We start from the raw sequence: 26,213 nt of genomic DNA on the forward strand, positions 1-26,213 counted from the left end.
ACCCGATCTTCGGAGGTGTTCCGAATGAAGATGCTTATCCGCCGGGTGGCTATCGCGGCTGCGGGATCACTGCTCCCCTTCGCGGCGGTCGCGGCGATAGCGCCCGCAGTCAGTTCTGCCGTGCCCGACTGCCCTGGTGGGTGGTGGGATCCGGCCGCCAACATCTGTCGACCACCCGTCGCGACGACTCCGCTGGCGTGCGATAACGGCTGGTGGTGGGATCCGGTGGGCAACGTCTGCCGCCCGCCGGTAATCCCTCCGCAGTAATCAGGCTCCTAGGGCCGCGATAGCGGTCGCGAACATCGTCGACTTGATGGCGCCCAATGTTCCGCTGTCCTTGCCTACCAATGGTTTCACCAGGTCGAGCGCGGCACTCAGAACTTCGTCTTCTGCGGCGGCCCGGTCTGCCAGGCCCGCGGCTACGGCGGCATCGCCGCCGTAGCGGTGCCCGGTGGTCATAGCGGTGACCGCGGTCTGCGGGGTGACCTTGGCCTGGATAAGGCTCGCCATTCCCGGGGTAAACGGGATCTGGATATCGACTTCCGGGAAGCACAGGTAGCCCCGGTCGGACCGCATCACCCGGTAGTCGTGGGCAACGGCAAGCATCGCGCCGGCGCCAAAGGCGTGACCATTCACCGCGGCGACCGTGGGCAGCGGAAAGGTGAGGACCCTGCTGAACAACGCCTGCACGCGTCCGATGTACCAGTCGGTTCGATCTCCGTGGGCCATAAGCCAATCCAGGTCCAGACCGTTCGTGTAGAACTTGCCGGTTCCCACGGTGACAAGGGCCTGCGCGCTTCCGAGCACGTCGTCGAGGAGGCCGTCGACGGCATCGAGCCAGTCGGGGGAGAAGCGGTTCTCATCCGTACCGAGATTGAGCACGGCGATCGTGTCCTGGAGTTCAAGGGAGGCTGTCATGGCGTATTTCCTTTCATGTTGGCGCCCTCCGCTTTTGGGGATCGGGCTGTTGGGCGGGGGGGATCTAGGGCAAGGATGGCGCGCACCGCGGCCTCCAGTCGAGATCGTGATGCCGCGTCGGGAGGGCGACGGCCGCGCAGCAGTAGCCCTGTCGGCAATCCCACGATGCAGTCCTCGATGACCCGGACCGCGCGGCCGTCGTCCCGGCCCCACAGGGCGCGGGACAATCTCATGAACAGCGCGACGAGGGCCGCATCCGGCCCCCCCATGGCTTCGGCGACATCGTGCGGAATGTCGGAGCCCAGCAGATCTTCGCGCCGCACGCCGAGCACGAGTAACGAGGATTCGGGGAACCGTTCCGCGAAGACCGCAGGCGCGTCGGCGGCCGCAACGACGGCGTTCACCGCGGCGGTGTCAGCGGGCTCGCCGGCCGCGAAAGCCTCATCGACCGCGGCGCGCTGCATCTCGAGAAACCGTGCAGCGGCACGCAACCACGCCTGCCCAACCATGGCGCCCCGCGACCCGAAGGCGTGGTAGATGGCACCGTTGGAAACTCCTGTCGCCTGCGAAACTGCCCGCACCGTGACCGCCGACGGGCCGGCGTGGACCGCGATCTGCTCAGTGGCATCGAGGAGATCGTCGACGGAGTGGATGCGCGGGCGCGGCACGCACCGACGATAACAGAGCAGTTGCTCTGCTATCTACTGGCCGCACCCACCTTCTTGAAATTAGAGAATCACTGTGTACTCTCATTAACGAGAAACAGACTGTTTCTGATTATGCGAGGATTCCGGGAGACATTGAGGTGGCAACAGATCTGCACGTCGGACCAGCGCAGGCCGATTCGACGCCCATACCTGGACTACCGCAGCCACGCGGCCTGAAAGGCCTGCTCGGCGCGTTGTACGGGGCGGGCTACCTTGCCGGCGGCGAGCGGCTCCTGCGTCCGGTTCTCAGACATTTTGGACCGGCGATGAAGGCCACCGTTCTCGGTTTCGGGGACATCGTGGTCGTCTCCGACCCTGGGTTGGCCAAGCAGGTGTTGACGGCGCCGCCGGACGTTCTCCTCGGCGGCAAGGGGGTGGGCCCGGCCGAAGCGATTTACGGGCCGGGGTCGATGTTCGTCCAGGAGGAACCGGAGCATCTCAGGCGACGAAAGTTGTTGATACCGCCACTGCACGGTTCGGCCTTGAACGGCTACGCCCCCGTGATCGAGCGCGCGACCAAGAAGGCGATGCGATCGTGGCCGACCGACCGTCCATTCCCGATGCTGGATGCCGCACGACATCTGATGCTTGACGTCATCGTCAAGGTCATCTTCGGCGTCGACGACCCCGTCGAGGTTCGTCGTATTGGCGGCCCGTTTGAGCGCCTACTAGATCTCGGCGTATCCGAACAGGTCACGCTGCGCTACGCGCTTCGTCGAGCAGGCGCATTGCGGTGGTGGCCGGAGTTGGCCAAGGTCAATCACGACATCGACCAAACGGTCCGAGCACTGATCCGCAAGCGACGCACAGACCCACAGCTGGGGGAGCGGCACCATGTCCTCGCCGTGCTAATGCGAGCCACCGACGAAGACGGCAATGGCCTGTCGGACAGCGAAATTCGGGACGATCTGATCACCCTGATGTTAGCCGGCCATGAGACCACCGCCACCACACTTGCTTGGCTCATGGACCTGCTACTGCACCATCCCGCGAGTCTCGCCCGCGTACGCGCCGAAGCAATCAATGGCGACGCGACATACACGACGGCGGTCATCAACGAAACGTTGCGGCTGCGGCCCCCGGTGCCCTTCACCGGCCGCTATGCCGCCGCCCCATTCCGCATGGGTAATCACACCGTCGCGCCCGGCACGCACATTGTGGTCCACATCAACGCGATAAACCATCACCCCGAAACATATGCGGAACCTGACGAATTCAGGCCCGAACGATTCCTGGACGCTAAACCGCAGACGTACGCATGGCTACCGTTCGGGGGCGGAATCAAGCGGTGCATCGGAGCGAATTTCTCCATGCTAGAGCTGCAGACTGTATTGCACACGATGTTGCGCCATGGCGATTTCCAGCCCGCTCACGAGAGACAAGAACGAGTCGTTCGACAGTCCGTGGTCTTGGTGCCCAAGAACGGAACACGGGTGCTCTTCCACCCCAATCCACAGACTTCCGGCGTCTAATGTCATCGACACGGACAAGATGAGCGCCAAGGTATCCTCGCCAATCTTGGACCTGTTGACGGCGGGCGTGCCGCGGCAGCTACCGCGGCACCGTCACCAGCTGTCCCGCAAAGATGTCTTCGACGCGCAGCGCGCCAGGATCTCCGCCGCGGCAATCGAACTGTTCGCGGAAACCGGTTATGCGACAACAACAGTCCTGCACATCGCCCAAAGGGCCGGTGTATCACGCAAGACGTTCTACGAGATGTATCCGACCAAAGAGGCGGTGTTCCTCGACGCTTACCAAACACTCGGTGCGCTGTTGACGAAGCTTGGACTGGGTACCACCTCGCGGGAACATCCCACCAGTCTCGATCACGTGCGCGATTCGATACGGGCGCTGCTAGAAACGATGGGCACCAACGCATCTGCGACGCGGATGTTCTATCTCGAAGCCCTCGGCGCGGGCCCCCGTGTGCGCGTACGCCGCAACGAGGCGATCGATGAGTTCGTCGACGCCATTACGCCCGGCTACCGACAGTTACGTAGACGCCTAGACCCACAACTTCCGGCCTTGAGTCGACGGCTCTGTCACCTCATCGTGGCCGCCAGCGTCGAGCTGATCACCGAATTCCTGGCCGCTCATAGCCCGAGCCAATTGCCTTATCTCACAGACGATCTCACCGAAATCGTGCGTGCCATCGCCATCCCCAATCATCCGACAATGAAGACAACCGCAGCAAACCGAGAGGATTAACAGTGCCCAGCAGCTATGCCGAAGCTCTTCGCAGGAACTCCAAAGTCGTTGACGTCGTGGCCGTTCTGGGGGCCACCGGAGTCATCGTCGCGACATTCATGGCGCTCTCCGTCTTTCCGGACGCTTCCAAACAAAGCACCGTGCGAACCTTCTACGACAGCTGGTCGCAGTGGATACTCCTGGGTCTGGTCGCCTTCACGGTGTTCTTCTTCGCACAAATCTGGTCGCTTGGATGGCTGACCACCGTTATCCGACGCGCGGAGGGGGAGGGGCCGTACGCATGGATAACCTTTGGCGCAGAACTGATGTTCATGACGGTCTTCAATGTTGAGATCGGCGTGTGGGCAACCGCTCACCTGCTCGCCGACCGAATTAGCGACGAAGCGTTGTACGTCCTGCACGTCGCGGGATTCGTGATCGCCGCCCCGGTCGCATTCGCCGGCGTGGCCTACTTCGCCGCCATCCTCGGTCTGCAGCGGGCGACGAAGATTTTTCCGTCATACCTCGTCGTCATCTCGGCGCTGGCGATCGTTGGAAATCTGTGCGCGATCGGGGGACTCTTCACCGTTTCGGGCCCGCTCAACGCGGCCAGCGGCGTGATTGCCATCGGTGGCCCCATGGTGGCCTGGTCCCTGTGGTACGGCGCGCTACCGGGATGGTTCGTCCGTTACCAATCGGTGCAGCGCAACTAGCGCCGCTGCACCAGTAGCCCGGGGATGGCGATCAGCACAGCAGATCGCCATACCTACTACCGCGAGTAGTAATTACGTACTACTCTCCGTAGTAGGCACAAAGTCTCTTCCCCCAGGAGCAGCTATGGGTCAAGCAACGAAGCTTGCCGGTGCAGTCGATTCGCGCTATCACGCGTCATCGGGTCTACGAAGACAGATGAACAAGGTCTTCCCGACACACTGGTCATTCCTGCTGGGGGAGATCGCGCTGTACAGCTTCGTGGTGCTGCTGATCTCGGGCACCTACCTCGCGCTGTTCTTCGACCCGTCGATGGCCGAGGTCACCTACAACGGCGTCTATCAGCCGCTACGCGGTATGCAGATGTCGAAGGCCTACGAAAGCGCTCTCAATCTGAGCTTCGAAGTACGCGGCGGCCTGTTCGTGCGACAGATCCATCACTGGGCGGCGCTGCTCTTCGCGGCCTCGATCGTGGTGCACCTGGCCCGCATCTTCTTCACCGGGGCGTTTCGGCGCCCGCGCGAGGCCAATTGGGCAATCGGTTCGGTCCTTCTCATACTCGCCATGGCGGAGGGGTTCGCGGGCTACTCGATACCCGACGACCTGCTGTCCGGCACCGGACTTCGTGTGGTCACCCAGGGCATGATGTCGTTGCCGATCATCGGCACCTGGATGCATTGGGCGCTGTTCGGCGGCGATTTTCCCGGAAACGTCATCCTGCCAAGACTTTACGTCCTGCACGTACTGCTGGTGCCCGCCATCATGATCGCGCTCATCGCCGTGCACCTGGCACTGGTGTGGTACCAGAAACACACCCAGTTTCCTGGTCCGCGCCGCAGCGAGTCCAATGTCGTTGGGGTGAGGATTGTTCCGGTGTTCGCGGCGAAATCCGGCGCATTCTTGGCCATCGTGACGGCTGTCCTGGCACTCATGGGAGGACTCCTTCAGATCAATCCGATCTGGAACCTTGGCCCCTACAAGCCATCCCAGGTGGCGGCCGGGTCACCACCCGATATCTACCTGATGTGGACCGACGGTCTGCTGCGGCTCGTGCCGGACTGGGAGCTATCAGCCTTCGGCTACACGATCCCCGCGGTGCTGTGGGGAATCCTGGGCATCATGCTCGCGTTCGGGGTGATCGTCGCCTGGCCGTGGATCGAGCGACGCTTCACCGGCGATAACGCACATCACAACCTGCTGCAACGACCGCGTGACGCCCCGGTCCGCACCGCCATTGGGGCCGCAGCCTTTTCCCTGTACATCCTGCTCACCCTGTCGTGCATGAACGACACGATCGCACTGAAGTTCCACATCTCCCTGAACGCCACGACGTGGATCGGCCGCATCGGCATCGTCGTCCTGCCGGCAGTCGTGTACTACGTCGCCTACAGATGGGCCATTGGTCTGCAGCGCAGCGATAGGGCAGTGTTGGAGCACGGCGTCGAGACCGGCATCATCAAACGGCTTCCACATGGCGAGTACGTCGAGCTGCACCAGCCACTGGCCGGTGCCGACGAGCACGGCCACGCCATTGCGTTGGAATACCAGGGCGCGGCGGTGCCGAAGCGGATGAACAAGCTCGGGCTGGCCGGGGCACCCGGCACCGGCTCCTTCCTGTTCGCTGACCCCGCCGACGAGCAGCGCGCACTGACGGACGCCGAGCATGATGCCCAACGTGCGGAACTCGCTGTGCTACAGGGAGGATCTCGATAGCTCTGCAGATCACCGCTGCACGTGCAGTACGGTCGAGGCATGTCGCAGCGTTTGCGTGCCGTCGGTGCCGCCATCCTGGCGCTGGTGCTTATCGGCTGTACCGAGCCCACTCCGGCACGCGCCACCATTGCCCGGTGCGCGCTGTCGAGTCTGCCCTCCGAGGCCTCGGCAACACTGGACCTGATCCATGCCGACGGGCCGTTTCCACATCCGCGAAACGACGGTGTCGTGTTCCAGAATCGTGAACGCATCCTGCCGTCGGAACCTCGCGGGTACTACCACGAGTACACCGTTCGCACACCGGGCAGCAAGACGCGCGGTACCCGTCGCATCATCACCGGCGGCACCCCGCGCAGCGATCCGCCGCACGTCTACTACACGGGCGATCACTACCAGTCATTCTGTGAGGTTGAAGGCGCATGAAGACCTATGTCGTAGACGGCTCCCATATCCATTCGCGGGCAGACCTCTTCGCCGAGCTCGGGCGCGCGGTGAATGGGCCAGGTGGCTACTTCGGCAGCAATCTGGACGCCCTTGTCGATTGCCTGCGTGGAGGATTCGGCACTCCCGACGACGAACCCTTTCGGTTCGTCCTGCACAACGTCGCACAGATCGCGTCGGCGGTGGGGAAGAAGGACTGGGCAGCGATCGAGGAGATCTTCGAGGAGGCCGGCGTGCCGCTGACGACTCTTCGCTTACCCGAGGACGACTAGTCCCGATAGCGCAATGGCCGGCCCCCGATGCGGGAACCGGCCGTTGCACTTATCTGCCTACTTCACGTCGAACCGGTCGGCGTTGGCCACCTTGACCCATGCGGCGACGAAGTCCTTGACGAACTTCTCCTTGGCATCGTCCTGTGCGTAAACCTCGGCGAGAGCCCGCAATTCCGAGTTCGCACCGAAGGCCAGGTCCACCCGGCTGGCGGTCCACTTCGCCACACCCGTGGCGCGGTCGGTACCTACGTAGGTGCCGTCGTCGGCCGATGACGGTGTCCACTGCGTGCCCATATCGACCAGGTTGATGAAGAAGTCGTTGCTCAACGTCCCGGGCTTGTCGGTGAGCACACCGAGCTCGGAGCCCTGGTAGTTCGCACCCAGCACGCGCAGGCCGCCCACGAGAACAGCCAGCTCTGGTGGCGAGAGGGCCAACAGGTTGGCCTTGTCGATCAACTTGTATTCGGCAGGAATCTGCGCGCCCTTGCCGAGGTAGTTGCGGAATCCGTCGGCGGTCGGCTCCAGGTAGGAGAACGATTCCACGTCGGTCTGCTCCTGCGTTGCGTCGCCACGGCCCGGGGTGAACGGCACCGAGATGTCGAATCCGGCATCCTTGGCCGCCTTTTCGACACCCGCGGCGCCAGCGAGCACCACCAGGTCGGCGAAGGAGACCTTCTTGCCGCCCGCGTTGAACGAATCCTGGATGCTTTCGAGAGTACGGATCACCTGGGCGAGCTCGTCCGGCTCGTTGGATTCCCAGCCTGCTTGCGGCTGCAGCCGGATTCGCCCGCCGTTGGCTCCACCGCGCTTGTCGCTGGCGCGGAACGAGGCCGCCGCCTTCCATGCGGTCGAAACCAGCTGTGGCACAGTCAGACCCGATGCGAGAATCTGTTTCTTCAGCTCCGCGACGTCATCGGTGCCGACGGTGGTTTCCGAGGCGGGAATGACGTCCTGCCACAGCAAGGTCTCCTTGGGGAGTAGCGGACCGAGATACCGGCTGAGCGGCCCCAGATCGCGATGAATCAGCTTGTACCAGGCCTTCGCGTAGGCATCGGCGAGCTCCTCGGGATGGCTGAGCCAGCGCCGGGTGATCTCCTCGTAGATCGGATCGAAGCGCATAGACAGGTCGGTGGTGAGCATCGAGGGATGCGTCTTGCCCGTGCCCTGGGCCATCGGCACCGAATTGGCCCAACCGCCGTCCTTGGGCTGCCACTGGTGCGCACCGGCCGGGCTCTTGACCAGTTCCCACTCGTTGCCGTACAGGATCTCCAGGAAGCTGTTGTCCCACTTGGTCGGAGTGTGAGTCCAGATGACCTCCAGGCCACTGCCGATCGCGTCATTACCCTTGCCGGAGCCGTACGAGCTCTTCCAACCGATGCCCATCTGCTCCAGCGGCGCATCCTCGGGATCGGGACCGACCAGGCCAGCATCGCCGGCGCCGTGCGTCTTGCCGAAGGTGTGACCACCCACGATGAGCGCCGCGGTCTCCTCGTCGCCCATCGCCATCCGACCAAATGTCTCACGGATATCGATCGCCGCGGCCAACGGATCCGGATTGCCGTTAGGGCCTTCGGGATTGACGTAGATCAGACCCATCTGCACGGCAGCAAGCGGGTTCTCCAGGTCCCGATCACCGGTGTAACGCTCGTCGCCCAGCCACGTGTGTTCGGGGCCCCAGTAGACGTCCTCCTCGGGTTCCCAGCGGTCCTCGCGGCCGAAGGCGAAACCAAATGTCTTGAATCCCATGGCATCCATGGCGTGATTTCCCGCGAAGACGATGAGGTCGGCCCAGGAGAGGGTATTGCCGTACTTCTTCTTGACGGGCCACAGCAGCCGACGCGCCCGGTCCAACAGCACGTTGTCGGGCCAGCTGTTCAGCGGCGCGAACCGCTGCATGCCGGCACCGGCACCGCCCCGGCCGTCGCCCACGCGGTACGTGCCCGCGGCATGCCATGCCATGCGGATGAAGAACGGGCCATAGTTACCGAAATCGGCGGGCCACCAGTCCTGCGAGGCGGTCATCACGTGCTCGACGTCCTTCTTCAGTTCGTCGACGTCGATGGTTTGCACGGCCTTGGCGTAGTCGAATGCCTCACCCAAGGGGTTCGCCGCGGGCGGGTTCTTCTTGAGAATGCCCAGATTGAGCTGTTTGGGCCACCACTCGCGATTGGCGTTACCACCCTCGGAGGGGTAGTTCAGGCGTCCTCCGGCGACGGGGCAACCACTTTCGGTGTTCTCTACGTTCTCAGACACAGCGTTCCTTTCGGGAGTGGGTAGTGATGTGGGCTGTGATCACGTGTGTGATCCCGAAATTCGTGTGTGCGCTTCCCCGGAAGCGCAGTCGGGGCACAGGCCCCAGTAGATGACCTCGGCCTCTTCGAGAATGAAACCGTTGTAGTCCGACGGGGTCAGGCAGGGTGCCGCACCGACAGCGCAGTCGACGTCCGCGATGACACCGCAGGTTCGACACACGACGTGGTGGTGGTTGTCACCGACCCGCGATTCATACCGTGCGACAGAGCCCGAGGGCTGAATCCTGCGCACCAGGCCGGCCGAGGTAAGCGCCGCCAATACGTCGTAAACGGCCTGTCGAGACACCTCGGGCAGACCGGCTCTCACCACGCCGAAGACGGTTTCGGTATCGGCATGCGGGTTCGCCTCCACGGCTTCCAGCACCGCGACCCGGGGGCGGGTAACGCGCAGATCCGCCGTCCGCAGCAGCGCCGCGTACTCATCCGGGGTGAAGGCCACAACGCCAGTATGCACCAATTATCTGGAATGAGTCCAGGAATTCCCAAAAGAGCTAGAAACCGGCCAGGCCGGCATCAAGAACCCAACAAACATCATCAATAGCGTTGACACCGAGCGCTTTTGCATATCAGGGACGGCCGGGCTACTTCGCTGACATCGCCTCGATCACCCCGCCCAGCAGCTTGCGTAGCTGGGTGCGGTCCTTCGCGGTCATATCACCGAGAATCTCGTCGTCGTCCTCGCGAAGAGTCGCGTCGGCATGCTCGAAGAGCTTCCGGCCCTTCGCGGTCAACTGTGTGGTCAGCACGCGGGCATCCGCCACCCGGCGCGCACGGCACACGAGGCCGGCTTCTTCCAGCGACCGCTGCACCAGACTCACCGCTTGGGGGGTGATCCGAAGTTCGGCGGCGATCTCCACGTTGGATACACCGGGTTGCGCGTGGAGCACGGCCAGGCACTCCATCTGCGGAACCGTCACACCGAAGTCGCGCACAATCAGCGTCGCGCGCGACCACAGCAGTCGGTAAATCTGCGACACCAGGATGCCCATCGGAGTTTCCTCGTACGCGCTCATACGCGGACAACAGTAGCCGAAATGTTTCGACATTCAACGATCCGAAGCGATGCGACCGCGGCGGCGTGTCTAGGTGTTCAAATACGTTAATCAATTACCTTAACGGCGAATTCGGATCTCGCGCGCGGTGCGCGTCGCTCAGGCGAGGTCGGCCCCGGGCGCCCGCACCACCATCGGGACGGCGGGGAAGTACGCCGCCATCACCGACCGCGACTTCCGAAGAGCCGCCGTGCCGTACCCCTTCTTCCGATGGTCGGGGTGAACCCAGATCCGGACGTTCACTTCGCCGTCGACCAGCTCACCAAAGACCATGCCCACCTTGCTGGGCCCTTCGATCGCGACGAACCAGGCCGCCTCTTCGTCGTCGATGCGCGCCAGCGCGGCCTTCAGCTCGTCGTCGAGGCCACCGGCCGGGGCACCGGAGCCGTCGCCCGCTTGGCCCACCTCTTCGGTGCGTATCGCGAAGATATCGGCATCGGAGTTTCCGGAGAACGGACGCAGTTCGAGACTCTCGCCCGAGCTCGCGGGGCGCTCCATGAGGGTGAAGGTGAGCTGGCTGTTGAGATCCTCGAGCTCCGCCGCGTTCTTGCGGCGCGCGTCCTTGGTCAGCTGAGCGAACGACATACCCATGACCGCCTCGCCGCCCAAACGGGAGGTTCCCAGTAAGGCAGCGATCGCATCGATCGCACTCTTTCTGTCATCGGCTTCCACAATCAGATCAAGGACTTCATGACGCCGTTCGAATGCACTGGTGAGCGCGTCGGCAATCTCGCGGCGGGTAGCAAGGCGGTCGTGATCGGTCATGACGTCAGCCTACGACCGGCACGCCGACGGCGCTCAAGAAACGTTGAGTGCATGGGTTGACACGCGGCCGGGCATGGACTCTGTATCACCATTCGGTCACGGTACGACAACTCATTGGCTATGTCGCAGAACCTAATTGGGATATTGCAAGAGGCGCAGGTACAAAGGATCGTGGTGGTCGTCGCCGGCCGGAAGGAACCACCCACGGGTACGAGCTCACGGCCGGAGAGAAGCGACAATCCCATGAAACGCACGTACGCCGCCATGCTCGGCATCGCCCTACTGTTCACCACGCCTGGGCTGGCCTCCGCCGACGTCATCAAACGTCCCGTGGACACTCAGAAGACCATCGACGCAGTGATCGCCAGAGGCCTGTCTCAACGCGGCGTGCCCTTCACCTATGGCGGGGGCAACACCGACGGCCCAACCACCAGTACCGACAACACGCCGGCCGCACCCGCGTCGACCACCAGCCTGCTGGGATTGATTCCCGCCCCGGCTGCCGCACCGGCGCCGAAAGTTCCCGGATTCGATGCCTCTGGGCTCATGGTGTACTCGTACGCGGCAGCCGGCATCAAGCTGCCCCGCAGGTCCAGCGATCAGTACAACGTGGGGCGGAAAATTCCTCCGTCACAGGCACTTCCGGGTGACCTCATCTTCTACGGCCCCGAGGGCAGCCAAAGCGTCACGATGTTCCTGGGGAACAACCTGATGCTGGAAGCATCCGAACCCGCGGTGCAGGTGTCAGCGGTGCGCTTCAACGACATGACCCCTTACCTGGTTCGCGTCGTCGAGTAACCGCGCTACTTCGCGGTGCGCCGCGCTATCAGCCCTCGCGCAGCACATCGTCGATCCGGGCCAGCACCGCAGGCCAGCCCACCGAACACAACTGCCTGAACCGCATCTGGTCGTGATCGTCCGGATCGAATCCGGACGCCTCGATCTCCAGTCGTGTCCCCATTTCGTCCGGACTCAGCGACCAGCGCGAGTCGATCGCGATGGAACCGTCACGGGTGGCCATCCGGTAAGCCAACACCCGGTCGGCGATCACCTCGGTAAACCGCCCGTCGACCTCTCCGACGAATCCGGTGCTCACGAACGGAAACACGTTGAACGAGAAGGAAACTCCTGCCTCATATCGCGCCGGGGCGAAGTCCTTGACCCACTGCCCGAAGAAGGACGGCGAGGTCAACATCGACCACACCTTGGCGGCGGGGTGAGAGTAGCGATACTCGAAATCGATTGATGTGAGGTCCCCGACCTGCTCAGTCACCAACCCACCTTTCCCGCGAACGGCCAGTCAAGATCCAACTTATCCTCAACCCACGACTCGTGCAGCAAGATAAGACACACAGCATCGTCCGCGACAGAAGGAGGACCCGTTGAGCCTGGGACCACCGCCCCTGTCCATCGAGCTGGCCACGTTCGGGCCGTTCTTCTCAGTCGAGACACACGATATCGGCGATTCGCCGCACGCACCGTGGCGACCGATGGCCGAATTGGTGGATGGATCCGGGACGCTACGCGCACGAATCGATGCGGTGCGCAGCAGCCTCGCTGCACGCATTGGGGGAGACCCCGATGGCGTCGACCTCCGCGTGGCGTCCTCCATCGCCCATCTCGGGCTCGTCGCCCGCATCGTTGCGCCCGTGATCGGCGCTGCGGCGAGCGGTCGGGTCGATATCTCGCAGTCCGCGGATGACCTGTGGTGGCAGGACCGATTGGGTGGTCCGTTTCCGCTGTCCGTCACCGCGCGAACCGGATCCGCGGTCCCCGGTCTGGGGCCGGCAATCGAGGCGCTCACTCAACAGGTCCTCCAACAGACCGGGGTCAGTGAACGGGTGCTGTGGGGAAACGTTGGATCGGCCGTCAACAGTGCCGCGCACCTCATCGCCGCATCACGACCCGAACTGACCGACGCCGCCCGCGCGGTGGCCGACATGTATCTTCGCGACCCACGCATCGATGATGGTGCGCTGCGCACGGGGCCGGATTTCCGGCGACGCAGCTGCTGCCTCATCTACCAGCTCACCGACAATCGCTCGGCGGTGTGCGGTGACTGTGTTCTTCGTTGAGTCCTAACCTCAAGCCCGGCCCGGCTTCCTAGGCGAGCTGGTAGGCCTCCAACGGGAAAGACTCCTGCTCCTTGTACGCACTGGCCGTCGAGGTCGGGCGCAGCAGTGCGGCCTCCCCGTGCTGATTGAAGTAGTAGCTTCGCGCCGTCTGGCAGCTGCCGAGATAGAACACCGAATTGTCCAGGTTACCGACCATGCGGTTCAGGAATTCGGCGTTGGCTTCATCGGTGACCTCGAAGGTTTCCGTACCGGTGCGCGCCATCTCGCCGAAGAGCCGCTTGATGTGCCTCATCTGCGACTCGATGGTGTCGAAGTAGGACAATCCGCTGTAGGAGTACGGCCCATTGAGCGTCAACAGGTTCGGGAATTTCGGCACGGTGATACCCTCGAAGGCCTGGAAACGGCTGTCCCGCCAGAACTTTCCGAGGTTGTAGTCCTCGCGACCGATCACCTCGAATGCCGGGAAGGCCGACTCCCACAGATTAAAACCGGTGGCCAGAACCAGTGTGTCGATGACGGTCTTGCGACCATCGGAGGTCACGATGCCATCGGGTTCGACGCGCTCGATAGATGCCGTCTCGAGGCTCACGTTCTTCTTGGCGAACGCGCGGAAATACGTGTTCGAGAATGTCGGACGCTTGCAGCCGAAGTCGTAGTCGGGTGTCAGCTTGCGACGTAGCTCGCGATCGCGCACCTGCGCAAACAAGTGCGCCTTGGCCAGCATCGCGGCCCCATTGTTGGCTTGCCGGAACTGGCGGAAATGCAACACGCCGCCCACCATGATCACTTCGAGAATCGCTGAACCCACTGTGCGAGCGATCTTTTGAGTGCGCGGGACCCTTGCGAAAAGCTTCTTGATCACGCCGGGCACCTTCGCGTCGGCCTTGGGCACCACCCAGATCGGGGTGCGCTGATACACCGTCAGCTGCTGCGCATCCTTGGCCAGCTCGGGGATGAGCTGGACGGCGGTAGCGCCGGTGCCAATCAGGCCGATCTTGTGGCCAGCGGCGCGAAAGCTGTTATCCCACTTGGTGGTGTGAATGATTTTCCCGGCGAAAGACTCGATGCCCTCGATATCGGGCATCTTCGGCTGAGATAGGTAGCCGGTGGCCGTGAGCAGATACTTGCCGGTGACGGTATCGCCCGATTCGGTGGTGACAACCCAGTGCTGCTCCTCCTCATCCCAGCGCGCACCGGACACCGGCGTGTTGAAACGCATGTACTTGCGCAGGTCGTGCTTGTCGGCCACGTGGCTGGCGTACTGCTTGAGCTCGGCGCCCGGCGCGAACAACCGCGACCAGTACGGATTCGGTTCGAATGAGTAGGAGTAGGTCGCCGAGGGGATGTCGACCGCCAGACCGGGGTAGTGGTTGACATGCCAGGTACCGCCGAGGTCGTCCTCGCGATCCAGGATCGCCAGATTGCTCAGCCCCAGCTCCTTGAGCTGAATGGCCGCGCCCATACCGCCGAAGCCGGCCCCGACGATCACGGCGTCAAACTGCGTTGTCATGTCCCAATGCTAGCCGCGGTCCCAGGCAAATGGTCGGCCCGTCTAGTTACACGTCGAATGCCTCCCGACAGTAACGTCACGCTGGGAAAACGAGCAGAATTCTGGCGTGACGTTACGGTCAGCCAGCACGTGGCTCACTGCTCGCTCTATCCGGGGAAGCCGGTGCTCGCCTGTTGGGGAACTGTCACGGCCATCCATACGACCTCTAATGTCGAGACTGTTCGGAATCAGGAGGCATCGGGTGAGTACTCAGCGGAGCAACGCCGGGATCGAGGACACGCTGCGCGCGATCGAGCTGCAGGTGCTTGAAGACGTGTGGATGAGCCCGGCTCGGCGACGGACGGCGTTGGCGGCGACGGTCGTCTTAGGCGTGGCCGCGGTGGGCCGGTGGTCCAATCTCGGCGCACATGCCAATCCGACCCTGCATGTCGATGCGGTGGTACCGGGGACGGCCATCATGTTCCTGGTGGCCTGCGTGGTGTCCGCGGTGGCGCTGCGTCGACGGTATTTCCGCTGGTGTTGCGCCGCGGCCTATACCGCCGCGTTGAGCACGGTGATCAGTCTGGCCGCCCTGTGGTGGCATCAGACCGCGGATGGATCGGATCCGGTGGCGTGGACGTTGGCCGCTTCGCTTGCCGCCATCACCTTGACGATCACGTGGCTCGCCACCATCCTCACGCCCTTGGAGGATTCTCAGCCCGAGATGCGTACCGGGTATTCGCCGTTATCCGACTGAGCGACAAGCGATATCGGGAACCTGTCATTCAGCGCGCACATCAGCTGGTCCAGTACCACGACCTCCGAACGCTTGGCACCGATAAGCCGTTGCAGGCGTGCATGACTGGATGGCTTGCCGCGCTGTTGTCGTCGTTCAAGCGATGCTATGTGGTTGGCCAATTCTCGCCACGCCACCGCCCGTTGCTCGCCGAGCAGATCGTGAAAGTACTGCGCCTGCCTTAGATCCGCATCATGTGTCTGCGGATTCAGGTCGACGACTTTGATCAGATCGCCGTTCATGTGGACAACATAGGGCCGACAGATGTCCCAGCCACTGCCGCCGTTTCACCGACACATCTCGATCCGTTCACACCATGGGAACTACCCGGTGTGAGGAACTGCCGTCAGTAGTTGCGGCAGGAAGTGGCAACCTGATTGATCAGGACGGTGTATTCCTGTACCGCCGGCATGCCTTTGACCTCGTCGACCATCTGCTGCCGCTTGACCCGCGGAGAAGCGACGAACTGCTGAAGCCATGCGCCGGCGATCGGGCTGGCGTTCACCTGCTGAGCCGCCTCGGGTGACTGCACGTTCAGGGCCGCCATGATCTGCGGGTACGTGCATGTGGTGTTGACGATGGCACTCACATCCGGTTCCGCGGAGGCAATCCCGCTGCCTGCGAACAGTGACAACGCCACTGCGCCAGAACCAACAATCAACTTCGCCGTCAAGGGCATTCTCATTTACCTTCCGCCACGTCCCCCGACGTGCATATCGACAATCCGTGAAATCTCGTTACTCAACAACGCTAGCAGGATTCCCCGACACCTGACGGGCGCGCAAATAGGGCCTCGCGGCGTAACGTCTGGCCATGACCGTTGCCGCTGGCACCCAGCTCGCGCTCAAGGAATGGAGCGCAGCGGTGCATGCGATGCTCGACGGTCGCCAGACAATTCTGCTGCGCAAGGGCGGAATTCACGAGAAACGCTTCACCGTCGCCGACTCCCGTTTCTTGCTGTTCCCGACCGCTGTCCACGGCCACGCCGAGCGGGTGCGCCCGGAGCACCACGATGTGTTGAAAGCCGCCGCAACCGATAGCACCGCAACCGAAGTCATTGTGCGTGCCGGCGCCGAGGTAATGGCCGCCGTCGAGGTCAACCGACCGGAAGGGCTCGAAGAGATTGCTTCACTGCATATCTGGACTGCCGAATCCATCCGTGCCGACCGTCTGGACTTCCGGCCGAAGCATCGGCTGACGGTGCTCGTGGTGCGGGTGTGCCCCCTGGCCGCACCCATTCGTGTGATCCGGACCACGGAACACGGTGGCTGCACGAGCTGGGTGCAACTGCCTATCGCCCCGGAGTGGGACACGCCGGTGCACGACACCTCCGCCCTGAGCGACATCGCCGGGCGAGTGCGCCAATCGGTCGGTTGATCCTGTTACTTGCGACTAAGACCCGGCCGTGGGAGTGCCGCCGATAAGGTCCTCCCAGCGCCGACGCACCGGGCCCCACCGGCCATCGAATTCGACGGTCCGGCGCTGCGCTCGATCACGCTTGCCCTCCGAGTAACGCCACCGTGCCCACGGGGATGTCGGGCGTGCCAGCCGGAACGCGGAAACCCATGCAATCGGGGCGATGAAGAGGCCGACCAACGCGGTCGGGTACTTGCCCTTGAGTGCAGTCACCGCCACCAGCACCAGGTGGATGAGCAGTACCGCTACCGCGGTACCGCGGGCCAGTAAGACCATTCCGGTCAGGCCGTCCACGTTGACCGGCGAAACACCCACGGCGGCAAGCCCCACGCACGCCGCGGCCAGCATGACCACGCTGACCGACAGCTGACCCTCTTGCGTCCAATACACATCCTGGAGCCGGAAGATCATCGCGAACTCGTCGAGGACCAGCGACGCGCCGATTCCTACGAGTGCGCCGGCGATGTAGGTCCAGATCGACAGCGGCGGGGACCCAAGCGCGGTAAATCCGCCCACGATCAGCAACACCACACCCGGGGTGGAGTGATGGAGGTGCACACCGCTGCTGCTGATATTGCGAAATGGCCCCTTACCGGCGCGGATCAGCCTCGTGATGGTCCGCGTGACGACAAAGGTCACCACATAGGCGACAAAGCCCAGCAGCAGCGGGCCCTTGTACCCGTCGATCACATCGAACTGCCACCAGGTGCTCAGCCAGGCCACGGTCGGATGGTAGCGGCGTGCCGACCCCGAGGCAGGGGGATCGCCATATCGGGACCCACTGAAGTAAGGTCCCCCTTACCCAACGCTGGGATAGGCCCGCGTGTGAGCGAGGGAGCGCAGTGACCGCCCAGCCGGATTTCTCGATCGTCGTCGGCTACGGCACCGATATGGGCAATGCCGAGGACGCCGCCATGTCGTTCACCGAGGCGCTGGAGGAGGCCACTGGCGTCAAGTCCGAGGCCATCGAGCTCAATCAGGTCGATATCACGGACCTGCAATCGGCTACCCATTTCATCGTGGTGGTGTCGACATTCGGCGACGGTGAGTTTCCCGATAACGCTCTGCTGTTCTGGGAGGCGCTCAGCGCCGAGGCGGCAGATCGGCTTGAGCATCTGAACTTCGCGGTGCTCGCACTCGGTGACAGCAGCTACGAATTCTTCTGCAATGCCGGCCTGCTGCTCGATGACCGCCTTGCGGTCCTCGGTGCGACACGGCTGACGGAACGCGTCGATGTCGACGGACCATATCTTGGGCCATCGAAGGACTGGACGACCGATCTGGTCAAACTCCTTGCCGCCGAGCACTCCAGCCCTGCGGCGGCTGCCGTGGTGACCGAGGCGCCCGCCCCGCACAAGCGCGACCGCCATGAACCCGTCGAGGCCAGACTCGTCGCCAATCGGGTGCTCACCGCCCCCGAATCCGATAAGGAAGTGCGCCACTACGAGGTAGATCTCTCCGGTTCCGGGATCACTTACGAGGCAGGCGATTCGATCGCCGTGCACGCCACCAACGATCCCGCTCTCGTCCGGGCGATCCTGGCCGAGTTGGGCGTCGCGGCCGAGCATCGGGTGGCCGGTCACGACGAGTCGCTCGGTGCGCTGCTGTCCGATCATCTGGAGATCCGCACCCCGTCACGGACGCTTCGCGCGCTAGTCGCCGATCGAACCGAGGATGCCGACGCCGTCGCCGCCCTCACCGGCGATGTCACCCCGGCACCTGATTCGTGGCTGTACGGCAAGGATGTCCTGGACCTGATCAGACTGGGGGGGTTGACCGTTGATGATCTGGTCGACAACCTGCGCCCGCTGCAGTTCCGCGACTACTCCATCGCCTCGAGCCCGGCCGTCCACCCCGACACCGTGCATCTGACCGTGGCGACCATCCGATACGCCGACGCCGATCGCACGTATGGCGGTGTGGCATCGACATTCCTGGCCGACCGCGGGCAGACGATGCTGGTACATCTGCGGCCCAACCACACGTTCCGGCTGCCCGCCGAGGACGTGCCGATCATCATGATCGGTCCGGGGACCGGTATCGCACCGTTCCGCGGATTCCTGCAGGAGCGCCAGGCCGCAGGTGCCACTGGGCGTTCGTGGCTGTTTTTCGGAGACCGGCGGCGTGCCACCAGTTTCCTCTACGGCGAGGAGCTTCAGGGCTTCGTCGATTCGGGTTCTTTGACCCGCCTCGACCTTGCGTTCTCCCGTGACGGGGACACGAAACAGTATGTCCAACACCGCATGCTGGAGAACGCGACAGAGCTGTTCGCCTGGCTACAGGACGGTGCATACGTGTACGTGTGCGGCGATGCCGACCACATGGCCAAGGACGTCGACGCCACGCTGCACGATATCGTCGCCCGCTGCGGGGCGATGGATGCCGCCGGAGCACACGCGTACGTCAACGAGCTCATCAAGAGCCACCGATACGTTCGCGACGTCTACTAAGGGCTCATTCCCGGCCCGCACGCCACCTCTCCAACATTCGCCGATCCCGTTTAGTCGGCCGCCCCGCACCACGATCACGCACAGCCACCAGAACCTGAAGACCCTCAGACTGGGCCGGCGTTCGGTCGAGGTAACAGGTCACGGCATCGGCGGCACCGACCCGCTTTTGGATCACCCTTACCACCTTCACGATTCGCGTCGTATCACCCACCAACACGCGAACCTCGTCACCGGGGGACACCATCGTCGACGGCTTCGCCGGTCGATCGTTGATCCGGACATGCCCACCCCGGCACGCCGCAGCGGCGTCCGGCCGCGTCTTCATCAGCCGGACCGCCCATAGCCACCGATCGGCGCGGGACGACTCCATGACCTCCATCATGCAGGGCCCAAGCGCAGGCTTCGAGCGTGTCATCCATGTCGAGGGGGAGGAGGGTGCTGGTGTTATGACCTCCTAGGCGCGTAGCGCCAGGATCTGCTCAATCTCACTTCTCAGCCGTTCGTGACGGAACGGTTCGAAACCGAGCGCATTTCCGGTGCGCGTCGCCAAGCGGGCGAACAGGTCCACCGTGCGACGCAATGCCGCCGCGGTGTCGGCGGCATCGAGGTGGCCCCAACAGCCGCCCAGTTCGTCGCGGATGTCCGCATCCATCCAGCCGTTCATGCGCGTGCCCAGGTAGTGGGTGTCGTGACTCGTCCCATATCGCATGAGGTGGTCCCATTCGATGATCTGAAGCAGTTCTTCCTTGAGGTCCTCATCGCGCCGCTTCGCCGACCAGAGTTCTTCGCGTGTTACGGCTTTCGCGCACATCAGCGCCGCGGCGTAGCCCCAGTGCATACACTCCTCGAACTCGTCTTCGTCGGGCAGCTCGCCGTCGAGCGGACGCACAGACGCCGGATCGGGTGCGCTGCCGTCTTTATCGAGGAGCACGTGAAACGGTCGGACGTGCTCCGTCTCACCAAGGTCCTCCGCGGGAATCAGAGTGAAGTCGAGCTTTCCGCCCGCGTAGTGGATCAGGCGGGTCGGGTACCCGAGGTCTTCGTCTTCGAGGCGTTCGACGACGAGCACCTCGCCGAGCGATGACCACCAGGAATCCTCCACGGCAAGCTCATCGGGATCGGCCGCGTAGATTTCGATATCGCGGTCCGACAGGGGATGCGCATCCCCGGCGACCGCGGAGCCGGTGACTACGAGCGCCCGGACGTTCTCCGTCTCCAGCGCCCATGCGACCAATTTCTCGAGCACCTCGCCGTAGTTCACACCCATATCTTCGAAGTAGCGGCGGGTGTACTCAAGACCTTTTCCGAGTGTCGCTCAAGTCCGGGCGCGTGTTCGGCATCGTGAACCTCGCAACCCGCCCATTTCCGGTCGTCCGCGTTCTCGAGCCATAGGGACCTAGAGGCCATTGCGGGTCTAATGCGCGGAGCGCTCCGGACCGTGGGCCAGCAGCATCTCGACGAGCTGGTCGATGAGGGTTTCTTCGCTGACGGCGACATCCCCATGCAGCCATGCAGCAACGGCCTGCCCCACTCCGCCCACCACGAAATGCGCGAGCACGGGCAGGTTGCCGCGATCGTCGGGACGGAACCAGTCCCGCAGGTGCTGCGCGAACAGCGATACGAACAACGCCGTCGCCTCGAACCTCTTGCGAACCAAAACAGGGTTGACCTGACTCGGGCTGTAGAGCAGCTGTCCGATACGACGGTCGGCGCCGATGGCGCGAACGACGCTGGTAATACCCGCTCTCACCTGCTGGCGCGGCAGCGCCGCCGCCACCTCTGCTTCGATCGTGGATGTCAGGCCCTCGATGGCCCAGTCGAAAATTGCCACTGCGAAATCGTCTTTGTCGGTGAAACTTTCGTAGAAGTAACGCTGGGCCAGGCCCGCACGCTGACAGACGGTACGCAGCGTGAGATCACCCGGACCGTCCGGTGCACCGAGGATGTCCAGCCCCACGTCCAGGAGCTGTTGCCGACGCCGGGCCAGGCGTTCGTCGGCGGGGAGGCCGCTGTACGAGCGGCCGGCGGGGGATGACACTCGCCCAGTCTTACAGGATGCGGTGTTGCAGCGGAACAGCATGGACGTTAATCTGAATGCGCTTGCATCCAGATTAACGGACATTGGGGCACAAATGGACCTGGCCTTCTCGGCAGAGGATGAACGATTCCGCACGGAGGTCCGGGCATTCCTGAACGGGCACCTCACCGAGGACCTACGCGCCGCCGGACGCCTGCAAACGAGCGTGTACAGCGACCACGAGGCCAGCATGACGTGGCAGGCGATCCTCCACGAGAAGGGCTGGGCGGCGCCGGGCTGGCCAGTCAAGCACGGAGGCCAGCCGTGGAGTGTTGCGCAGCATTACATCTTCGCGGTCGAATCGATGCTTGCCGGCGCACCTGCGCTGTCGCCCATGGGAATTCGTATGGTCGCACATGCCATCGTCAAGTTCGGCACGCCCGAGCAGAAGGCCTTCTTCCTGCCCCGGATTCTCACGGGCGAGGTGTTCTTCTGCCAGGGATACAGCGAGCCCGAGTCCGGCTCGGACCTGGCGTCGCTGCAGATGTCGGCGGTGGCCGACGGCGATGACTTAATCCTCAACGGCTCCAAAATCTGGACGACCCATGCGCGCGAGGCGAATTGGATGTTCGCCTTGGTCCGCACCACCAAGGGTCCGAAGAAGCAGCTCGGCATCACCTTCATCCTTATCGACTTCACCTCGCCCGGTATCGAGGTCCGGCCGCTGGTGATGAGCTCAGGGGAGGAGGTGCAGAATGTTGTGTTCTTCGACAACGTTCGCGTACCGAAGGCCAACGTCCTCGGCGAGATCGACGATGGGTGGACCGTCGCGAAGTACCTGCTCGAGTTCGAACGTGGCGGCGGGGCTGCCGCCCCGATGCTGCAGGTAGGACTTGATCAGCTGAGTGCCGCGGCACAGGTCATGCCCACCGAAAATGGCGTACTTGCAGACGATCCCGTGTTCGCCGCCAAGCTTGCCGATGTGTCCATCCGAGTCGACGTGCTGGAGGTGCTCGAACATCGGGTGCTTGCGGTTGTGGCGAGCGGAGGTAATCCCGGAACGGCATCCTCGATGCTCAAGATTCTGGGCACCGAGCTGTCGCAGGCGTTGACCACGCTGACACTCGAGGCCGCGGGCCCGCGTGGGCGGGTGTATCAGCCTCATGTCACGAAGCCGGGTGGTCCGGTGGTGGAATACACCCCGCCTGCCGACGGGTACCACAGCGGCGAGCTATGGCAAGCGGTGGCGCCGTTGCACTACTTCAATGATCGGGCCGGATCAATCTATGCCGGTTCCAACGAGATTCAACGCAACATCCTCGCCAAGGCCCAACTGGGCCTCTGATAGACGAAGAGCGAATATCACCATGGATTTCAGCCTCACCGACGAACAACAGCTCCTCAAGAACTCCGTCTCGGACTTCCTGTCCACCCGGTATGCCTTGGATACCAGCCGACGCGCCGCGCGCTCGGATATCGGCTGGCAGCCGAAGGTATGGAAGTCCTTCGCCGAAGAGCTCGGCATCTTGGCCGCACCTCTCCCGGAGGACCACGGTGGGCTTGGCGGCGGCGCAGAAGAGGTTCTGGTGATCGCTGAGGTGCTGGGACAGCATCTCGTTGTGGAGCCGTTCATCGGCACCGTGGTGCTGGGTGGCGGCCTGCTGCGCCGCTCGAACGGCACGCTGGCCGCGGAACTTCTCGCGGGTATCGCGGCGGGCGAGGTTGTGACCGGATTCGCCGCCCTGGAGCCAACGTCCGGGCAATCGTTCCATTCCGTGCGGACCACCGCCCGCCGCGAGGGACAAGACTGGGTTCTCGACGGTGAGAAGATCGTGGTGAGCGATGCACCCATCGCGACCCATCTGCTCATCACCGCGCGAACATCCGGCGCCAGCGCCGATGCCGCGGGCCTGACACTATTCGCGGTGCCGTTCAATCCCGCCGATCCGCCCGCAGGCATGGCCACACATCACTACCGCACGATCGACGATCACCATGCCAGCGATCTGGTAATAACCGGTCTGCGCGTGCCGGATTCGGCGCGCGTCTCCGCGGTGGACGCCGCCTGGCCGGCGATCGACGCGGCCCTCGACGAAGCAACCGCCGCCACCGTGGCGGAAGCAGTGGGCATGTTACGCAAGGTGCTGGCCGATACGGTCGAATACACCAAGCAGCGTCAGCAGTTCGGTGTGGCGATATCCAATTTCCAGGCGCTACAACACCGCATGGTGAATATGCATATCGAGGTCGAGCAGTCGGTTGCGGCCTCGCTCCTCGCCTCACTCAACCTCGATGGTCCGCGCCGGGCTCGTGCGGTATCCGCGGCCAAGGCGACGATCTCGCGTGCGGCCCGGCTGGTGGGCCAGGAGGCCGTGCAGTTACATGGCGGCATGGGCATGACCGAGGAGCTGGCCATCGGCCATTACTTCAAGCGTCTCACCGTCATTGAGTCCGAATTCGGCAACCGCGACTTCCACACCGCGCGGTATCAGCGGGCACGAAACACCTGACCGACCCCGGAGACAAGAAGGGAAGGCGTGTCATCCGTGGCGAATCGCCTTGTGCATGAAGGTCGGTGCCGTCCCGGGGTTCAGGCGCGCAGGTGTGAGCTCGCTGGATGGGAAGAACTGCGAGAATCGTGAATCGAGCTGCGAGCGGTCCACGATGCTCTTCTCGATGATCAGCGAGTTGTACTGCTCGTAGGTGGTCTCGACGGTGTTCGCGTTGAGCACCACCTCGTGCCCCCAGGCCCGAGTGGAGCGCGCGAGCCCTGGTATCCGCGAGTGCTCCGGTGTCAAACATTCCGCGGCGATGGCGTTTTCGCTGACGGCCCAGATGCCGGTGTCGGTATTGAGCACCAGCGACTGGTTGCCCGCCGCATGGCCTGGCGTGACGAGCAGTGCCACGCCAGGTCCCAGTAGCACGCTGCCATTCAGTGGCAGGATCTTCTCCGGCGGCAGGTCCACGAACGTGGCCGGCTGGTACCAGGGGCGCTGGAAGGGGTGGAGATCTGCCATGGCTTCCAGCTCGTCGCGCTGCGCCAGCAGTACGGCGTTCGGGAAGGCTGCGGGCACGGGATGATCCGGGCTGATATCGGCCTGTGGACGCGTAGTGCCCAGCCAGCGCCGCACGTCCTGGGTGTGCAGATGGTCGAATGCCAGATAGTCGACATCGGCGGGGTCGATGCCCGCGTTCCGGCATGCGGTCAGCACATCGGAGTGCTCGGTGACGAACAACCGGCGCGCGGGGGCCGGGGTCTTCCGATCCAATTCGGCGAAATAGGGTGTGTAGGAATCAAGTTCGTGGTCGCTGGGCTCGAAGAGAAGTGTGCGTTTGGTGCCGTCGGTCTCGGTCCAGCGCACTGCCAGCATCCGGTTGGTGATCGTCAGGAATGGCGTCGGGCTCAGCGCGGCCCGAAAGAGCCCGTATCGCGTGGGGTAGGGCAGCGAGATCAGGTCATGGGTCGTGACAGTGTCCGGGTGTCCGCTGGCCAAGAACTCGCGCCGAAAATCTGTGGCCGCGGTGCGCGCGGTACGCAGACGCGCGCCGAATCCACCGGGTGCGTGGAGCGCCTTGTCGAACACATCGATGTGCGGAAACGGCGCGATACTCGCCGGTCGGGGGATCGATAATGGTTCGGTGTGCAGTCGGTCCGTCAGGCTCACCGCACGCTCCTCGGGATGATTGCCTGAGTGGCGCCCGAGATGCCAATCCGTGTCAGGGCTTTCACCACGGTGCCGTATCCGGCTGTGTGCTGCGGGGTGAGCCCGGCAGCCATCCGGTGGAACTGATGGTTGTGCGCGGCGAGCTGGAGGTAGCCGTCGACCGGGCGGTAGCCCAGTGTGCGGGGGCCTGACGGAAGTGTCGGTTCGAGTTCACCGGACAGGATGCGTGCTGGGTAATCGGGAACGAACGCCATCGGCCGGGCAATGCCCACCGCGTCCATACCGCCTGCCACCGCATTTTCCATGGCCGCCCGGGTGCGCAGTCCGCCGGTGAGCATGAGCGGGATCGGTATTGCGGCACGTACTTTCGTCGCGAAATCGAGGAAGTATCCATTTGTGGTGGCGGCACGGCCGCGGTGGGCCACGCCCTCCATCGCGGGTACCGCGTAGTTTCCGCCCGACACTTCGAGCAGGTCTACGCCGGCGTCTGCGAGCGCCTTTGCCACGTCCAGGGATTCGGTCTCGGTGAACCCGCCGTGCTGGAAGTCGCCGGAGTTCAGCTTCACCGAGACCGCCACCGCCGGTCCCACCGTGCTGCGCACCGCCGCGACCGTCTCCAGGAGCATCCGGCGTCGGCCGGCCGCGTCGCCGCCGTATTGGTCGGTACGCGCGTTCGCCAACGGAGAAAGGAACTGGGACAGCAGAAATCCGTGCGCCGCATGGATCTGCACACCGTCGAAACCGGCGGCCACCGCCAGCTCTGCGCTGCGGGCATAGCGCGCAACCAGCGCTCGGATCTCGACCGCGGACAACTGACGCGGTTTGCGTAAATTGAAGCCCGGAACCGGCTCGCGGATCGCGGCCGGTCCGACCGGGCGGCGGTTGAACGGCACGGTGGCGACACGTCCCGGGTGGTTGATCTGCATCCACAACTTCGTGCCCGTTTCGTGGACCGTATCGGCCCAGCGACGCAAGCCGGGGATGCACCGCTCGCCGTCGACGATGACATTGCGGGGTTCCACCAATCCGGTGCGGTCGATCACGACGTTGCCCGTGATCAGTAGCCCGGCCCCACTGCGCGCCCAGATGGCATACAGACGCAGCAGCTCGTCGGTGACACTGCCGTCTCTCGCCGCGAGCTGCTCGCTCATCCCCGCCTTCACGATGCGGTTTGGAAGTTGTGTACCACAAGGTAATTCGACGGTCTCATTCAGGATGTTGGTCATG

At 63.6% G+C, this 26,213-nt stretch carries 30 protein-coding genes; 14 read left to right on the plus strand and 16 right to left on the minus strand.

Going from position 1 to position 26,213, the window contains the following annotated elements:
• Positions 1-24: 24 nt before the first annotated feature.
• The gene (locus FZI91_RS15460) at positions 25-267 is read left to right on the plus strand and encodes a hypothetical protein (protein WP_155939853.1); all 243 of its coding nucleotides are present in this window, start codon (positions 25-27) and stop codon (positions 265-267) included.
• Here FZI91_RS15460 and FZI91_RS15465 read toward each other — a convergent pair whose 3' ends face one another.
• Positions 268-918: an enoyl-CoA hydratase-related protein gene (locus tag FZI91_RS15465; RefSeq protein WP_155939855.1), complete on the minus strand. Its 651-nt coding sequence runs from the start codon at positions 916-918 to the stop codon at positions 268-270.
• Positions 915-1,586, minus strand: a complete 672-nt coding sequence (locus FZI91_RS15470; RefSeq protein ID WP_162526042.1) for a TetR/AcrR family transcriptional regulator — start codon at positions 1,584-1,586, stop codon at positions 915-917. The genes FZI91_RS15465 and FZI91_RS15470 overlap by 4 nt, the downstream gene beginning before the upstream one ends.
• Before the next feature lie 137 nt (positions 1,587-1,723).
• On the opposite strand from FZI91_RS15470, the gene FZI91_RS15475 reads away from it, so the two are divergent.
• The 6 genes from FZI91_RS15475 (at position 1,724) to FZI91_RS15500 (ending at position 6,949) form a co-directional block, all read left to right on the plus strand.
• A complete protein-coding gene (locus tag FZI91_RS15475; protein WP_162526041.1) occupies positions 1,724-3,097 on the plus strand; it encodes a cytochrome P450 in 1,374 nt (457 codons plus the stop codon).
• Between the two features lie 19 nt (positions 3,098-3,116).
• The gene (locus FZI91_RS15480) at positions 3,117-3,833 is read left to right on the plus strand and encodes a TetR/AcrR family transcriptional regulator (protein WP_155939858.1); all 717 of its coding nucleotides are present in this window, start codon (positions 3,117-3,119) and stop codon (positions 3,831-3,833) included.
• 2 nt (positions 3,834-3,835) lie between these two features.
• Complete coding sequence (locus FZI91_RS15485; protein ID WP_162526040.1) at positions 3,836-4,525, plus strand: hypothetical protein; 690 nt, start codon at positions 3,836-3,838, stop codon at positions 4,523-4,525.
• A 124-nt stretch (positions 4,526-4,649) separates the two neighbouring features.
• Complete coding sequence (locus FZI91_RS15490) at positions 4,650-6,236, plus strand: cytochrome bc complex cytochrome b subunit (RefSeq protein ID WP_155939860.1); 1,587 nt, start codon at positions 4,650-4,652, stop codon at positions 6,234-6,236.
• 39 nt (positions 6,237-6,275) lie between these two features.
• A complete protein-coding gene (locus tag FZI91_RS15495) occupies positions 6,276-6,659 on the plus strand; it encodes a ribonuclease domain-containing protein (protein ID WP_155939862.1) in 384 nt (127 codons plus the stop codon).
• Complete coding sequence (locus tag FZI91_RS15500; protein WP_155939864.1) at positions 6,656-6,949, plus strand: barstar family protein; 294 nt, start codon at positions 6,656-6,658, stop codon at positions 6,947-6,949. Before FZI91_RS15495 ends, FZI91_RS15500 begins: the two co-directional genes overlap by 4 nt.
• 57 nt (positions 6,950-7,006) lie before the next feature.
• Here the strand turns inward: FZI91_RS15500 and katG are convergent, their stop codons facing one another.
• From katG to FZI91_RS15520, 4 genes are all read right to left on the minus strand, one after another.
• The gene (gene katG, locus FZI91_RS15505; protein ID WP_162526039.1) at positions 7,007-9,202 is read right to left on the minus strand and encodes a catalase/peroxidase HPI; all 2,196 of its coding nucleotides are present in this window, start codon (positions 9,200-9,202) and stop codon (positions 7,007-7,009) included.
• A 39-nt stretch (positions 9,203-9,241) separates the two neighbouring features.
• The gene (locus FZI91_RS15510) at positions 9,242-9,700 is read right to left on the minus strand and encodes a Fur family transcriptional regulator (RefSeq protein WP_162526038.1); all 459 of its coding nucleotides are present in this window, start codon (positions 9,698-9,700) and stop codon (positions 9,242-9,244) included.
• Between the two features lie 142 nt (positions 9,701-9,842).
• Positions 9,843-10,250, minus strand: coding sequence for a MarR family winged helix-turn-helix transcriptional regulator (locus FZI91_RS15515; protein ID WP_155940127.1), 408 nt, complete (start codon positions 10,248-10,250; stop codon positions 9,843-9,845).
• Positions 10,251-10,412: 162 nt separating this feature from the next.
• Positions 10,413-11,078 carry a GNAT family N-acetyltransferase gene (locus FZI91_RS15520; RefSeq protein ID WP_155939868.1) on the minus strand — a complete coding sequence of 222 codons (666 nt, stop codon included), beginning with the start codon at positions 11,076-11,078 and terminating at the stop codon, positions 10,413-10,415.
• 243 nt (positions 11,079-11,321) lie between these two features.
• Between FZI91_RS15520 and ripD the strand changes: the two genes are divergently transcribed.
• Positions 11,322-11,876 (plus strand): NlpC/P60 family peptidoglycan-binding protein RipD, encoded by a 555-nt coding sequence (gene ripD, locus FZI91_RS15525; protein WP_155939870.1) that lies wholly within the window; start codon positions 11,322-11,324, stop codon positions 11,874-11,876.
• 28 nt (positions 11,877-11,904) lie between these two features.
• Here the strand turns inward: ripD and FZI91_RS15530 are convergent, their stop codons facing one another.
• Entirely contained in the window at positions 11,905-12,351 is a 447-nt protein-coding gene (locus tag FZI91_RS15530; RefSeq protein WP_162526037.1) for an SRPBCC domain-containing protein, read from the minus strand.
• Between the two features lie 136 nt (positions 12,352-12,487).
• Here FZI91_RS15530 and FZI91_RS15535 point away from each other — a divergent pair, with 136 nt between their 5' ends.
• A complete protein-coding gene (locus FZI91_RS15535; RefSeq protein ID WP_309224130.1) occupies positions 12,488-13,153 on the plus strand; it encodes a (2Fe-2S)-binding protein in 666 nt (221 codons plus the stop codon).
• A 28-nt stretch (positions 13,154-13,181) separates the two neighbouring features.
• Here FZI91_RS15535 and FZI91_RS15540 read toward each other — a convergent pair whose 3' ends face one another.
• On the minus strand, positions 13,182-14,663 hold the full coding sequence (locus FZI91_RS15540) for an NAD(P)/FAD-dependent oxidoreductase (protein ID WP_155939872.1): 1,482 nt from the start codon (positions 14,661-14,663) through the stop codon (positions 13,182-13,184).
• 241 nt (positions 14,664-14,904) lie between these two features.
• Here FZI91_RS15540 and FZI91_RS15545 point away from each other — a divergent pair, with 241 nt between their 5' ends.
• On the plus strand, positions 14,905-15,399 hold the full coding sequence (locus tag FZI91_RS15545) for a hypothetical protein (protein WP_162526036.1): 495 nt from the start codon (positions 14,905-14,907) through the stop codon (positions 15,397-15,399).
• Here FZI91_RS15545 and FZI91_RS15550 read toward each other — a convergent pair.
• A complete protein-coding gene (locus FZI91_RS15550; RefSeq protein WP_155939875.1) occupies positions 15,357-15,680 on the minus strand; it encodes a hypothetical protein in 324 nt (107 codons plus the stop codon). The two genes, FZI91_RS15545 and FZI91_RS15550, sit on opposite strands and share 43 nt — an antisense overlap.
• A 104-nt stretch (positions 15,681-15,784) precedes the next feature.
• A complete protein-coding gene (locus tag FZI91_RS15555; RefSeq protein WP_155939882.1) occupies positions 15,785-16,117 on the minus strand; it encodes a hemophore-related protein in 333 nt (110 codons plus the stop codon).
• Positions 16,118-16,251: 134 nt separating this feature from the next.
• On the opposite strand from FZI91_RS15555, the gene FZI91_RS15560 reads away from it, so the two are divergent.
• On the plus strand, positions 16,252-16,815 hold the full coding sequence (locus tag FZI91_RS15560) for a DUF1802 family protein (protein WP_155939884.1): 564 nt from the start codon (positions 16,252-16,254) through the stop codon (positions 16,813-16,815).
• 15 nt (positions 16,816-16,830) lie between these two features.
• Here FZI91_RS15560 and FZI91_RS15565 read toward each other — a convergent pair whose 3' ends face one another.
• The gene (locus tag FZI91_RS15565) at positions 16,831-17,577 is read right to left on the minus strand and encodes a hypothetical protein (protein ID WP_162526035.1); all 747 of its coding nucleotides are present in this window, start codon (positions 17,575-17,577) and stop codon (positions 16,831-16,833) included.
• A gap of 119 nt (positions 17,578-17,696) precedes the next feature.
• Here FZI91_RS15565 and FZI91_RS15570 point away from each other — a divergent pair, with 119 nt between their 5' ends.
• Complete coding sequence (locus tag FZI91_RS15570) at positions 17,697-19,304, plus strand: sulfite reductase flavoprotein subunit alpha (protein ID WP_166548257.1); 1,608 nt, start codon at positions 17,697-17,699, stop codon at positions 19,302-19,304.
• A 4-nt stretch (positions 19,305-19,308) separates the two neighbouring features.
• Here FZI91_RS15570 and FZI91_RS15575 read toward each other — a convergent pair whose 3' ends face one another.
• The 3 genes from FZI91_RS15575 to FZI91_RS15585 form a co-directional block, all read right to left on the minus strand.
• Positions 19,309-19,674 (minus strand): RNA-binding S4 domain-containing protein, encoded by a 366-nt coding sequence (locus FZI91_RS15575; RefSeq protein ID WP_155939886.1) that lies wholly within the window; start codon positions 19,672-19,674, stop codon positions 19,309-19,311.
• 84 nt (positions 19,675-19,758) lie between these two features.
• On the minus strand, positions 19,759-20,571 hold the full coding sequence (locus tag FZI91_RS15580) for an aminoglycoside 6-adenylyltransferase (protein WP_155939888.1): 813 nt from the start codon (positions 20,569-20,571) through the stop codon (positions 19,759-19,761).
• Positions 20,572-20,718: 147 nt separating this feature from the next.
• Positions 20,719-21,342: a TetR/AcrR family transcriptional regulator gene (locus tag FZI91_RS15585; RefSeq protein ID WP_309224166.1), complete on the minus strand. Its 624-nt coding sequence runs from the start codon at positions 21,340-21,342 to the stop codon at positions 20,719-20,721.
• A gap of 94 nt (positions 21,343-21,436) precedes the next feature.
• On the opposite strand from FZI91_RS15585, the gene FZI91_RS15590 reads away from it, so the two are divergent.
• Positions 21,437-22,666, plus strand: coding sequence for an acyl-CoA dehydrogenase family protein (locus FZI91_RS15590; RefSeq protein ID WP_155940132.1), 1,230 nt, complete (start codon positions 21,437-21,439; stop codon positions 22,664-22,666).
• Between the two features lie 22 nt (positions 22,667-22,688).
• A complete protein-coding gene (locus FZI91_RS15595) occupies positions 22,689-23,831 on the plus strand; it encodes an acyl-CoA dehydrogenase family protein (protein WP_155939892.1) in 1,143 nt (380 codons plus the stop codon).
• A 30-nt stretch (positions 23,832-23,861) separates the two neighbouring features.
• Here FZI91_RS15595 and FZI91_RS15600 read toward each other — a convergent pair whose 3' ends face one another.
• Both FZI91_RS15600 and FZI91_RS15605 read right to left on the minus strand, forming a co-directional pair.
• Positions 23,862-24,986, minus strand: a complete 1,125-nt coding sequence (locus tag FZI91_RS15600; RefSeq protein ID WP_155939894.1) for a hypothetical protein — start codon at positions 24,984-24,986, stop codon at positions 23,862-23,864.
• Positions 24,983-26,212, minus strand: a complete 1,230-nt coding sequence (locus FZI91_RS15605) for a tRNA-dihydrouridine synthase (RefSeq protein WP_155939896.1) — start codon at positions 26,210-26,212, stop codon at positions 24,983-24,985. Before FZI91_RS15605 ends, FZI91_RS15600 begins: the two co-directional genes overlap by 4 nt.
• Position 26,213: the final 1 nt, after the last annotated feature.

Source organism: Mycobacteroides sp. CBMA 271, from assembly GCF_009729205.1.
Classification (GTDB): Bacteria; Actinomycetota; Actinomycetes; order Mycobacteriales; family Mycobacteriaceae; genus Mycobacterium.